Raw genomic sequence first — 11853 nt, forward strand, 5'->3', positions numbered from 1 at the left:
CAGCGGTTCAGTCCGCATCTGCTGGAGTTTGTCGCGCAGCGCCTGGCTGGCCGTGGGATCCCTAGCCAGGCAGCGGCTGTCGCTGAGGTGAGACTCCCAGGTCGCAGGGGCCGGGGGGCCGRGGTATTGCGGCGGCCCGGCTGGGGCGCCATCGGCGGTTGACGCACTTCCTCCAGCAGTTCCAGCAGGGTGGCCTGGGCACTGCTGGTGGCCGAACCGTCCGCCAGGTCGCGGCAGGGCTTCACCCTGCGCAAACGAAAGGCTGCTAAGAGGCTGCTGAAAAAACCTCCGGACGACGGACATTCTGGGTGAACACCTCAAATCTATGCAGTTCTGCTCCACGGAATGACCTTTGGGGCTGAGATACCGCTTGAATTGTCTGCTTTTTGAGCCTCACCGCTCTGCGATGGGAGACCCGAAACGTTGTTCAGCGAACTCCTAAGCCGTCTGGAGGTTCGTGGAACGGTCCGGGACTGTCCCGGCCAATCTGAGCAGCAGCTCCAGAAGCAGTGGGCACACCGTTGGTTTCGGTGCGGTCATTGATGCATGCTACCGGGTGATCGACACTACCGGCTGCAGGATCTTCGCGGCGAACAGGTTGGTGTGAGCAACACGTGATGGCTGCAAGACCCCACCACCCACTGGACGCTTCGCTTCCAGAGGGTCCGGGTGGGCAACTGTCGCTACAGCCTGGAGATCATCCGAGGCAAAGCCATGGGCACCGAGCCCGCACTGCCGGCATGGCGCCTGGAGCTCCCGGCCAGGGGTGCCGGGAGTGTGGCGGGATCACGTCCCCAGTGGCTGGCAGGTCTGCCCAGCTTAGTGGTGAGGGCATCACCCAGAGGGGTGATCCTGCACCGCATTCGCCAGGTCCTCTGGAAGGTTGCCGTCCAGCTCAAGCTCCCTGCAGGCAGCGGGATCGCGTACTTGTGGCGCCAGGCGTGCCTTCGTTACATGACTCTACTCCCAGATCCAACGGGGTGGGGAAGGCTGCAGTGATGATGCCCTCGGCCTGTGGATTTGGGGCCAGAGTCTTGGGCAGCGCCAGGAACAGATCAGCGCGGTGCGTCATCACCAGGATGGCGGGCAGTAGAGCCACCCGCCAATCGGGAGATCAGAGGGCAGCAGCGTAGACAGCCTCAGCTTCCTCGCGGGACAGGTGCTGGCACCTCACCAGCTTCTCAGCCATCTCCACGAGACGGCATGGCGCCTCATCAAGAGGCTTGAGGTGATCGAGGACTCCTGCCACCACAAGAGGGAACAGGCTGCCGGACGGCAGATCCAGTTCGGAGCAGTAGTCATGGCCGGCAATGTCCACAGAGTAGGCCTGGGGAATGTCTTCTAGGGCTTGGTCGTAGACCGTTTCCAAGAAAGCGAGCTTTCGCCGAGAAAGCCGGCGATCAGCAATCCAGACATCAAGAACGTCGATAACCGCGTGGTCACGCATGACAAGGGCCAGCCGGGTGGCTGGAAGAAGTTTTCGGTTTCAGCGACACGGTGGCGCTAGGCCCCGGGATTTCTCGCTCCATCCAATTTACACGGGTTGGCTGGGATGTGATCACGTCCGGGGCGCTCTCACCAGGCCACCGGCAACGCCAGCAACAAATCAGAGCGGCGGCCTGGTCGAGTCAGGCATGGCAGGCTCCTCAGCTCGGGCACGGGTTCTGTCATCACCCAAATGGTTGATTTCGGTTCATCGGATCGGGTGACTGCCGCCGGAGGCCCGGCGGGGTGGGGTCAGTCGATGGCGCTGAGCGCTTGGGCCACCTCACCCTCCAGCAACGCCTCCATGGCGCGGCGCCGGTCAGCCTCCAGCCCCCCTACCGCCACGGCAATGCGCTCCGTGATCTGCGCCGGCAACACCTCCATGGGAACACGAACCCGGCCAGCACAGCGGCGCCAGAGGGCCTCGACCTCGACCACGTTCACCAGCTCGGCCCGGCGCTCTTCCAGCTCCAGCTCGGCCATCGCCGCTTGGGCCGCCAACTTCCGGGCCAATGAGACGGCGCGGGGTGTGGTGCCTGGCTCAGGCTGGAAAGAGTCGCGCCTGGCCCGCACCACCGCAGGCCAGGTCTCAGGCAACCGGTCCAGGTCGATCAGCCAGCGGCGGGCCTCACGCCTAGCCACCCCTTCAAGCTCCAGCTTGGGCACCTGCCGCATCAAAGCCTGCCGGCTAATTGATAACGAAGCCGCTGCAACCTTTGGCGTCACCCATCGCTCTGGTGTGCAATTTTTTGCCAGGGGGTTGGCCATGGACAGACTGGGGAGGGGGACGGTGTGCCTTGAAAGCCCCATTTTACTGGGTTTGCAACAACCAGCTGGGGCTGTCGCTAGGTTTTTTCTGCGACACCGCGGTGCGGCACTAGGACTCCTCCCGAGGAAGGACCCGCCTTGCATTACCAACACTGCCAGCGCGGTTTGTTATCGCTATCCGCGGAAGTATTAGGAGGCGGCAGCAACTCCCACGAGGCACAGACCTTGCCTAGGTCTTCTGACGTTCTGGCGGTCTTCACCCTGCCACGCGTATCAATACCTGCAGGCTCGGCGGCGCCTCCTTGACCTGCTCAACAGAGAGACCGCCCAGAGATGGCCCTAGTGGTTTCATTGAAAATACCATGATCAAGGGATAGATTAAACCCTTAAGCATTGATTGGCAAACAATAGCCTGATGATAACTAATGCGCTAATAACAATAACACCTTTGCTTGCCTAAATACAGTTCTGGTTGCATGCTAATACAAGGAGGTGATTTATGGCGGCCCGTGGGAGGGGCTCAGGCATGGCCGACCAGTAGGGGGCGGTACCACTGCAGCCGGCTGCGCTGGCGGCCTGGACCATGCCGCACCGTGTGCCAATGCCCACGGCGCCAGTGCGCCCGCACCCCAGCCCCAGGGCCGCTCTGGGCTCGGTCTCCTGGCTGGAGGGGGGTGAGGTCCCTGCCGATCCATGTCGGCGCCTGCGGGGCCGGGCGCGAGCGACGGACCCCGAACCCATGGCCTGAAGGGCGCCGGGAGGGGCTGCTCACCAGCTCCGGCTCGTACGCCATCACGGCCATCGCCCCCAGGGCCACGCGCCGAATGCGCTCCATGGTGGTCTGTACCTCCTCCCTCTCGGCCTCAGGGGGGAGGTGGATGGTGGCGGCGTTGTCCTCACCGTCCTCGCCGAGCCGGACTCCATACATGGAAGCGTTGGCCATCCCCGGCGTTGCGGCAACGCTCAGGCCGGGAGCGAGCCCCCATGCCACCGCATCCGCCGCGACCGTGATCAGCGCGATCGAGTAGTCGTCATCGTCCAACAGCGCCCCAGGGGGCAGCAGCAGGTGGACCGCTGGAAGCTGCTCTATCAGCACAGCCGTCACTGGCGGCGGCGCCGTGGCCGCCAGCTCTGCTACCAGGGTGGGCGCTAGCCACCGGGCCGGGGCCTCGACTCGTAGGGCGAACTCCATCACCTGGGAAACGGCGACCATGGCGTAATCGCCGTTGGTGGAAGCGATCTGCTGATAGCCGGGCTCGGCAACCACTGCCGCCAGCCCCATCAGGCAATCCCACTGGGGCCAGCCACCGGGCGAGCGATAGCGGCGCCGGTTCTGCTGGTAAAGGGGCAGCCCCTGGGCCAGCTGCATTGCCTCGCGGGTGGCGTGCTTTCTGGCGCGTCCCATCACGCGGCCTCCTGATGACACTGCAGGCGGGGGGCGAAGGCGTCTCTGAGATCAGCCATGTTCAAAGCCGGCTACAGGGCCGGTCGATGGTTTGCGGGTGCTGCTGGCTTGGTGACGGCGCTGCAGCGGGCCGGGCTTGCTCAGGCCTGCCAGGCACCAATGCCGTTCCATGCGACATTGATCTCGCTGAGGCATGCGCAATCGAAGGGGGTGCGGCCGGAGAGCAGGCCGTAGGCGATTTCCTGCATGGCCTCCACTCCCCCGATGGCATTCGCGATCTCACCCAGACGGCGGACCTCGGGGAATGGCTGTCCGTGCACGTCGATTAACAGGCCGTCGCCTTCGCTGTTGGCCCAGTGGTCGTAGCCGCGCCAGCGTGAGGCGGCGGCACCGAGGACAGCAAAGAGGAGGGGCTGGTGGGGCTTGAGCTGTTCAAGCTGTCCCTGTGTTGTTGGCATAGGTCGATGGTGTTGTGGTTGGTTTGCAGTACCCCACCGGCTCGGTCTGCACGGCGGCACTGGGGCAGGGCCGCGCCGGATTAGTCAGGTCAGGGCTCGGGCAGGCATCGCATGAGCGCCTCACGGCGGACGTGCTGGGTCCGTTTGCCGTCGATCTTGCTGAGCTTCCAGAGCCCATTCATGTCCGGCCCGGATTGCACCTTCCAGCCGTTCTGCCAGGTGTCGAGGGCTGGGTTGAATACTTCAACCGCATCGCCAGTCTCGATCAGTTCGCTATCAACCGGGATGCCAAGATCGCGGACGATTGCGAACACGACATCACGCGGGACATCGGGCACGGCAGCCAGAACGGCCTCCACGGTGAGTACCTGGCCAGCGGCATCGATGGCGTCGATGGCGGCCAGGACGGCGGCCTGGGTGGTCGTCGAAAAGGGGGGGTCAACCTTTTGGGTGCCCCAACGGCCCACGGAGCCCGGTTCTTCCTCTCCCTGGGGACTTTTGGCTTCCCCTTTATTTTTTCGAGAGGAGTCAACGTCCACCTGGTCAGAAACCGGGCCAGGGCAGGGGGTCTGCCTGGACGCAGGTTGGGCATCGCCTGGACGTTGAGTGGACACTGAGCCCGACGGGCGACGTCCACCGCTTTCGGGAGTCGGCGTCCCCGGCGTCCAGTCGGCGTCCGGTTGGCGGGCGTCAGCGTCCACCCCTCCCTCGCCCCGATCGAGGCCCAGGAAAGCGGCGAAGTCGAAGCTCTCCATCGCCGGGACGATGTAGGTCGTTACCTTGTCCCGCCCGATTCTCCGGGGCTTGCCTGTAACCTTCTGGACCTCGGCGCAGAAGGTCGCCTTGTTCCCGTGGTGGTGCCCTTCGGCGAGACACCAGAGCTTCCACTGCCGGAACAGTTCGCCTGCCTCGATTGAGCCGCCCTCTGGATACTTTTCCGCTAGGAACCTAAGTTTTGGATTCCGGTTCAGGGCAGCATCGATAGCAGCCTGCAGGACCTCATTATCACCGGCAGCAGTAGAAATCGCATCGATCGCCTCCTCCAGCGGCATAGACCATACCCAGGCAAAGATGCCTGGCAGTTCTGCCAACAGCTTCTCTTTGAGGGTGCGGTCCCTCCGGGCCGGGGGATTATCGAAGGTGATCGGGATTGACCGGCGGCCGATACCTTCTTCGTTACCGCCGCTGACGCTGATGTGATCGTTGAAAAACCGCCAGACAACAACACCCAGGCGCGTCGAATACTCGTTAACGTAGAGTTTCTTCACGAGCACGGGCTCGTTGGAAACAATCGCGTTGAGGATGCCCGTGTTGGCCAGGTGGCCGGCGGCGTCGGGGTCGAAGGCCATCCGCTTATCGATCAGCCCGAAAAGGGCTGCCGGGTTGTCGAGGGACTTCATTTCCAGCCGGCCTGCGCCGCCCTCCGTGCCGCCCACCAGGGCGACGACGATCTCGGCTGTGACACCCTTACCGGCACCGCGCCGGCCCCCGATGTCGAACATGAACTCGGCCGCTGCCGGCCGGGTTCTGTCCTTGGGCTCCAGGGTCAGCCTGATTGCAGCCCGGAGTAGCCGGAGCTTGGACTTGCTGCCGCCGAGTGCCTCATTGATGAACCCATCCCAGCGAGGGCACTTCGCCGCTGGGTCGTATCGGTAGGGGTGCAGGATCGTGATGCAGTCCTCCCGGCGGTGGCCTGGGAAGAACTCGCCTGTGGCGGTGTTGAGGGTGCCGTTGAGGAACGCCAGCAGGCCCAGAGGGTTCCACTGCTGCTCGGAGCGCAGCTCCTCGATCAGTTGAGTGAAGGACGCGCCCAGGCCGACGCCAGGCCAGGCCATCGCGTCTGCCCATCCCAGAAAGTCCTTGGCCAGTCGCTCGCTGGGCTTTCCGTCGAGGATGCGCCAATGAGTGCCGGTCCAAATGAGGACGCCGAGCTTGGGGTCCACGGAGACGGATTCCTTGAACACCGTCCAGGGCAGAAGCGCCTTCGTGCGGGTGGCACCGTGTTCCCGGCCAGGTTCTGGCGTCCAGATCCAGCGAAGGCGGATGCTGCCGTCCTCCTGCGGCTCCTCAAGCACGCACTCCCGCGCCAGGCTGCGGGCAATCCGGTAGGCCTCGGAGCCGTGGCGCTGGAGGAAGTCGTCGAGGCCGTTCTTCCACCGGCGGGGCGTGGGATTGCCGGGGCCATCCGGGATCTCGCAGGGGATCGTGACCACGAGCACCTCGGCGCCGCGTCGCGTCAGGGCGAAGGCCAAGCGCCTCATTGCGGCCTGCACATTGGGCTTGTGCGCAACGTCGGAGTCGTAGACGATGCGGACGGTGCGCCCCTTCCAGTCGATCGCCTCCAGCTCGGGGAGTAGCTCGTCCCGGTTGCAGCGGTTATCGCGGAAGCAATCAACCCCGCTCAGGCCAATGGTGTCGAAGCCGTGGGCGCAGGCGGCATCAGCCTTCTTCTCGCCTTCGGTGATGTCCAGATCGACGGGATTCTTCGGATCTCGCGCAGCCGTCGAGAGCAGGGGCGAGAAGTAGGGCCGACAACCTGCGCCCTTGGCTGATAGGTACTTCGGCGGCATGCTGCCGGCCTTCTTCGGCTTGAGGGCCGGCGATGGCTTGAGACGGACGAACGGGGCGCTGCCGGGGCCGGCCGTCAGCAGCGGGCCGGTGCCGGCGCGGTTCTGGAAGTGAACGACCCAGCCTGGGGCCTCGACACCCACGGCCTCCTTCGCCTCGGCCGCCGCGACGGTGCGGTAGTGACCGGAGTCGATCAGCCGGCACGCCACCCCTTCTTGGATTCCTGAAGCCTGAAACTCCCCCAGCAGGCCTGCACCAGCTGGAGATTCCAGGACGGTGGCTCCAGCAACCCCTCTCTTCGGTGCAGCTGCTGAATCTCGGGCGCCTCCGTTATCATCCATTCGTCAATCTCCGACTAACCCCTGCCGCCCTCTCCCCAAGGGTGCGCAGGGTTTTGCATTACTCGGTTGCCTGCTGCAAGCACTCATTGACAACTCCCCATGAGCCATGAGCCGGGCGCTCTCAGTTCTTCTTGGGCCGCTTCAGCTGTCTGCCGCGACGTTGCAGCGCGGCTTCAACGGCATCAAGGTCCCAGCGGAGATTTGGACGCTTGATGCCAACACCTGTTGCGACGAAGTGAACGCCGGGGCGAAAAACATCAGCAGCACGGAGACGACCGAGAGTATTTCTTGCCACGCCGAAGTGGCTCGCCACCTCGCCGGTGGTATGAGTAAAAGCCATTTACTTAAGAGAGAGAACCGTTGCGCTCTTGAGCGTCTTGAGTTAACCCTAAGCCCTAAATGCTGCCACTTGGGACATTAAAAATGGAACGACTCCGCCTGCTTTGCGTTCCATTTTTGAGTCCAGTCGTGGTCTGGTTTCTCGGAGAATCGGAGCAATCGGGGGGCTGACGCGCTCCTTCTCGGGCATGTGTTCGGCGGGGCTGGTCAGCTGGGGCGGCGGCCGCGAGAGGCCACCAGGGCTTGCACCTTGCTCTGCAAGCCCGGCCCGTCCAGTCGGCGCCCATAAGTTGAAAGGTGAACCGCGGGGCTATGTCCCATTAGTTCGGAGGCCTCACGGACGTGGAGCCCCAGGTCCAGGCCCAGGCGTAGCGCGTAGGCATGCCGCAGTCCATAGCTGGTGAGGTCGCTGGGCATTTGCAGGCGGCGCAGCTGCTGTGTCATGTGGGCACCCGGCCCGGTTTCCCGCTGACTCCACTCAGGCAGCGCATGAGTACGCCAACGCTGCAGGAGCTGATAGCTGTCAGGCGGCCAATCAGCCGGCGGCACGGCCGGCACCTGCCGCGGCCGTGTGGCGCCTTTGCTGGAGCGTTTTGAGCGGGTGACCACCGCTACAGGGGCGCCCCCAGGGCCACCTGATCTCCAGCCCCACAAGCTCCTGGGGGCGAAGGCCAAAGGCAACCAAACAGTCCCAAGCCAGTGAATCGGAAGGTCCCAACCGGGCACTCTTCTCGATCCGCTCTCGCAGCAGCTGGATCTCCTGATCGCTGAAGGCTCTGACCCCCTCGGGATCGGCCGCAGCTTTGCCGTTCCCGCGCAGCTGCGCCACCTCGCCCGGCCAGGACCAGGCCGCCTCCCTCCAAAGGCTCCGTGCACGGTCGTAGGCCATCTGCCGGGAGCGTGTGTTCGCCTCCCATCTCCGCAGGTATTCGGCCAGCAGGGTTGCATCGTCGCCCGTGTGGTGGTCAGCGGCGCTCGCCACCAACCGCTGGAGAAATGGAGCCCATGTCCGCTCCCAGGTGCGGGTGGTCATGCGCTCACCCACAAGGCAGACGCGAAGCTGCTCGGTCAACCGGTTCAGGTGATCCGGCTGCAGGTGCGAGGGGTCATCGCCTGAGGGGGCGGCAGCAGGGTCTGGCCACTGCCAGGTGCCGGCCATAACGGCATCAAACAAGGTGCAGGCATCCGACAGGGCCTGGGCGGCGGTGGCCGGCCCTGGTGGGGCCGAAAGGGAGACAGCCCTGCGCTTGTGGGCCTGGTCGGGGGGCTCGCCCGGCCGCAGAGGAAGCTCAGCGGAGACGACGCGGAGCCGGTCGCGGTTCAACTCGACGTACCAGCCAGGCCGCCCCAGCCGGTGGGCCTTGAAGGCCTGGCTCAGGTTCCGCAGCCATGGGGGTGATGCCATCGCGTCTTCCCGCCCGCGTGAAATCTGCGTGAAATCCTGGCACTTTTAGGGGCAATCAGGCCTTTTCTGGCACCCTTGTGGCGCGATGAGAGCCCCTGAAAACCCTTGTCAGAGCCGAAAACAGCCCAGTCGTAGACTGTCTTCTCTAGAGATGCGCGATGCCGGGTTCGAACCAGCGACATCCTGCTTGTAAGGCAGGCGCTCTACCGCTGAGCTAATCGCGCGTGGGCACGACGCTACCGCAACTCGGCCGGCTCTCCGGAGCGCCCGCAGCCGCGTCTAGAGGGCCTCGCCGGCGGCGGCGACGCCGGCCGCCCTCCCGCCTGCAGCGGCTGCGCTGGCGCCTGGAAGCCCTGCTGGTGCAGCTGTTGCTGGCGCTGCTGCAGGGCCGCCGCCACGGCACCATGCGGCGCGGCATCCGAATCGCCTGCGGCGTGGCCGCGCCCGCGCTGGCCCCCAGGCTGCAGACGGCCAACGCCAACCTCGAGCGCGTCTACGACAGCCAGCTGAGCAGGGCCGAGCGGCAGCGGCTGGCGGCCCGCTCGCTGCAGAGCTTCTTTCTCTCCTGCCTGGAATCGATCATCCAGCCGGTGAACCCCGAGCGCATCACGGCCGAGGGCGAGGGGCTCTCGGAGCTGCTGGCCACCCATCAGCGCGGTGAGGCCCTGATCGTGGGCTCACTGCATCTGGGCTGCTGGGATCTGGCCCTGCGCTGGCTCAGCGAGCGGCTCGACAAYCTCGCCGTGATCTACAGGCCCGCCCACAACCCCCACGCCGACGCCCTGCTCAACGCCGCCCGCAGTGCCAACAGCCACTGCCGCTGGATCTCCCAGTTCGATGCCCGCGGCATCCTGCAGAGCCTGCGGGATGGCTGTGGCCTCGTGGTGATGACCGATCTCTACAGCCAGCGCAGCCCATTGCAGGTGGACGTGCTGGGCCTGGCCACCCGCTTTGCCACGGGCCCGGTGAGCCTCTCCCAGAAAACCGGCGCGCCCCTGTTCCCCGTGGCCCACGTGCGCGACGACGACGGCCGCTTCCGGCTGATCTGCGGCCCAGCGCTGCGTCCGGGGCAGGGGCCCGAGGCCCTGGCCGCCCAGGCCCAGGCCCTGAGCCGCTGGCACGAGGGCTGGATCCAGGCCTACGCCGAGCAGTACTACTGGATCAACCGCCGCTGGCGGCCCGGCGATGGCAGTGGCGGCCGGCTGCGCCAGCTGCCGCCACCGGCGGCCCGGGCCCTGAAGCCCTGATGGCCAGCGGCCGCAGCCACGACCGCGCCACCTGGCTGCTGGCCCTGCCCTTTGCGCTGCTGTGGGCGCCGGCCCTGGGTCTGGCGGGGCTGGGCACCGCCGGGCTCTGCTTCCTGGTGGGCGGCCTGCTGCTCTCCCCCGACCTCGACACCCGCTCCAACGCCACCCGCCGCTGGGGCCCCCTGAAGCTGCTCTGGTGGCCCTACCGCAAGGGGCTGGCGCACCGCTCGCTGCTCTCCCACAGTCCGCTGTTGGGAACGGCCGGCCGCCTGGCCTACCTGGCCCTGCTGGCCCTGGCCCTGGCGGCCCTGCTCAGCCCGTTCGGGGCGCCCTCGCCCGCGGAGCTGCTGGTCTGGGCCGGGCGGCTCTGGGGCACTCAGCGGCCCCTGCTGGTGTGTGCCCTGGTGGCCCTGGAGGCCAGCAGCTGGCTGCACCTGATCCAGGATGGCGACCCGATGCCGCGGCTGCCCCGGCCGCTGCGCCGCCGCCGCCGCCGCTGAGGCCCGGGCGGCCCCCTGTCCCCTTGCCGAGGCCCTGGCCGATGCCCGCCGATCCCAGCCTCAACGCCCTGGCCGAACTGATCGCCGTGGTGGCGCGGCTGCGGGATCCCGCCGGCGGCTGCCCCTGGGACCTGGAGCAGACCCACGCCTCCCTGCTGCCCTACGTGCTGGAGGAGGCCCACGAGGTGGCCGATGCCATCCGCCACGGCAATGACGACCACCTCAGCGAGGAGCTGGGCGACCTGCTGCTGCAGGTGGTGCTGCACGCCCAGATCGCCAGGGAGGCGGGGCGCTTTGATCTGGAGGCGATCGCCCGGGGCCTCAGCGCCAAGCTGATCCGCCGCCACCCCCACGTGTTCGCCGGCGCCGAAGCCAAAGACAGCGCCGCTGTGCGGGCCAGCTGGGCCGCGATCAAGGCCGCCGAACGGCCGCAGCAGTCGGCCAGCCCGGTGAGCGAGCGGCTCGGCCCCAAGGTGCGCAGCCAGCCGGCCCTGGCCGGCGCCATGGCCATCTCCCGCCAGGCCGCCGCCGCCGGCTTCGAGTGGGACGACCTCAGCGGCGTGTGGGAGAAGGTGCACGAGGAGCTCGACGAGCTGAAGGAAGCCGTGGCCAGCGGCGACCGGGCCCATGCCCAGGAGGAGCTGGGCGATGTGCTGTTCACCCTGGTGAACGTGGCCCGCTGGTGCGGCATCGACCCGGAAAGCGGCCTGGCCGGCACCAACCACCGCTTCCTGGATCGCTTCTCCCGCGTGGAAGCCGCCCTCGGCGGCGACCTCGGCGGGCGCACCATCCGCGAACTGGAGGGGCTGTGGCAGCAGGCCAAGGCGGCGATCCGCGCCGAGGCGGCGCAGGTCGGTTATCCCCTGATGCTCAAGGCCAGCTGGGGCGGCGGCGGGCGCGGGATGCGGCCCGTCTACAGTGAAAAGGAACTGGCCGAGAAGGTCATGGAAGGCCGGCGCGAGGCCGAGGCCGCCTTTGGCAATGGCGAGGGCTATCTGGAAAAGATGATCCTCAAGGCGCGGCACGTCGAGGTGCAGATCCTTGGCGACAAGCACGGCGAGATCTACCACCTGTGGGAACGCGACTGTTCCGTCCAGCGTCGCAACCAGAAGGTCGTGGAACGCGCCCCTGCCCCCTATCTGACGCAAGCCCAGCGCGAGGAGTTGTGCGAACTCGGTCGCCGCATCTGCGCCCATGTGAATTACGAATGTGCGGGCACGGTCGAATTCCTGATGGATATGGCCGATGACAAATTCTACTTCATCGAGGTGAACCCCCGCGTGCAGGTCGGACATACCGTGACCGAGGCGGTGACGGGTATCGACATCGTCCAGGCC

General features: G+C 66.2%; 10 protein-coding genes and 1 tRNA gene. 3 read left to right on the forward strand and 8 right to left on the reverse strand.

Going from position 1 to position 11853, the window contains the following annotated elements; all coding sequences use genetic code 11:
- Positions 1-1114 precede the first annotated feature (1114 nt).
- The 8 genes from IQ216_RS06380 to IQ216_RS06415 form a co-directional block, all read right to left on the reverse strand.
- Positions 1115-1447 (reverse strand): hypothetical protein, encoded by a 333-nt coding sequence (locus IQ216_RS06380; RefSeq protein WP_193814811.1) that lies wholly within the window; start codon positions 1445-1447, stop codon positions 1115-1117.
- A 290-nt stretch (positions 1448-1737) separates the two neighbouring features.
- Positions 1738-2151, reverse strand: coding sequence for a hypothetical protein (locus IQ216_RS06385; protein ID WP_228007218.1), 414 nt, complete (start codon positions 2149-2151; stop codon positions 1738-1740).
- 622 nt (positions 2152-2773) lie between these two features.
- A complete protein-coding gene (locus IQ216_RS06390; protein ID WP_193814813.1) occupies positions 2774-3658 on the reverse strand; it encodes a hypothetical protein in 885 nt (294 codons plus the stop codon).
- Positions 3659-3798: 140 nt separating this feature from the next.
- A complete protein-coding gene (locus tag IQ216_RS06395) occupies positions 3799-4116 on the reverse strand; it encodes a hypothetical protein (RefSeq protein WP_193814814.1) in 318 nt (105 codons plus the stop codon).
- 89 nt (positions 4117-4205) lie between these two features.
- Complete coding sequence (locus IQ216_RS06400; protein ID WP_193814815.1) at positions 4206-6893, reverse strand: DUF3854 domain-containing protein; 2688 nt, start codon at positions 6891-6893, stop codon at positions 4206-4208.
- Positions 6894-7146: 253 nt separating this feature from the next.
- Entirely contained in the window at positions 7147-7365 is a 219-nt protein-coding gene (locus tag IQ216_RS06405; RefSeq protein ID WP_193814816.1) for a hypothetical protein, read from the reverse strand.
- Between the two features lie 534 nt (positions 7366-7899).
- Positions 7900-8769: a hypothetical protein gene (locus IQ216_RS06410; RefSeq protein WP_193814817.1), complete on the reverse strand. Its 870-nt coding sequence runs from the start codon at positions 8767-8769 to the stop codon at positions 7900-7902.
- Positions 8770-8921: 152 nt separating this feature from the next.
- A tRNA-Val gene (locus IQ216_RS06415) sits at positions 8922-8993 on the reverse strand.
- Here IQ216_RS06415 and IQ216_RS06420 point away from each other — a divergent pair.
- From IQ216_RS06420 to mazG, 3 genes are all read left to right on the forward strand, one after another.
- Positions 8994-10016: a lysophospholipid acyltransferase family protein gene (locus IQ216_RS06420; RefSeq protein ID WP_193814818.1), complete on the forward strand. Its 1023-nt coding sequence runs from the start codon at positions 8994-8996 to the stop codon at positions 10014-10016. It abuts the tRNA gene before it with no gap.
- Positions 10016-10516 (forward strand): metal-binding protein, encoded by a 501-nt coding sequence (locus IQ216_RS06425; protein ID WP_193814819.1) that lies wholly within the window; start codon positions 10016-10018, stop codon positions 10514-10516. The genes IQ216_RS06420 and IQ216_RS06425 overlap by 1 nt, the downstream gene beginning before the upstream one ends.
- Positions 10517-10557: 41 nt before the next feature.
- Positions 10558-11853 (forward strand): nucleoside triphosphate pyrophosphohydrolase (gene mazG / locus IQ216_RS14180; protein ID WP_228007219.1); only part of this gene is annotated, 1296 nt, incomplete at its 3' end.

It is taken from the genome of Cyanobium sp. LEGE 06143 (assembly GCF_015207535.1).
GTDB lineage: Bacteria > Cyanobacteriota > Cyanobacteriia > PCC-6307 > Cyanobiaceae > NIES-981.

Coding starts and splice junctions, on each gene's coding strand:
- IQ216_RS06380 (WP_193814811.1), bottom strand. CDS start 1,447: ATGCGTGACCACGCGGTTATCGACGTTCTTGATGTCTGGATTGCTGAT.
- IQ216_RS06390 (WP_193814813.1), bottom strand. CDS start 3,658: ATGGGACGCGCCAGAAAGCACGCCACCCGCGAGGCAATGCAGCTGGCC.
- IQ216_RS06395 (WP_193814814.1), bottom strand. CDS start 4,116: ATGCCAACAACACAGGGACAGCTTGAACAGCTCAAGCCCCACCAGCCC.
- IQ216_RS06405 (WP_193814816.1), bottom strand. CDS start 7,365: ATGGCTTTTACTCATACCACCGGCGAGGTGGCGAGCCACTTCGGCGTG.
- IQ216_RS06410 (WP_193814817.1), bottom strand. CDS start 8,769: ATGGCATCACCCCCATGGCTGCGGAACCTGAGCCAGGCCTTCAAGGCC.
- IQ216_RS06425 (WP_193814819.1), top strand. CDS start 10,016: ATGGCCAGCGGCCGCAGCCACGACCGCGCCACCTGGCTGCTGGCCCTG.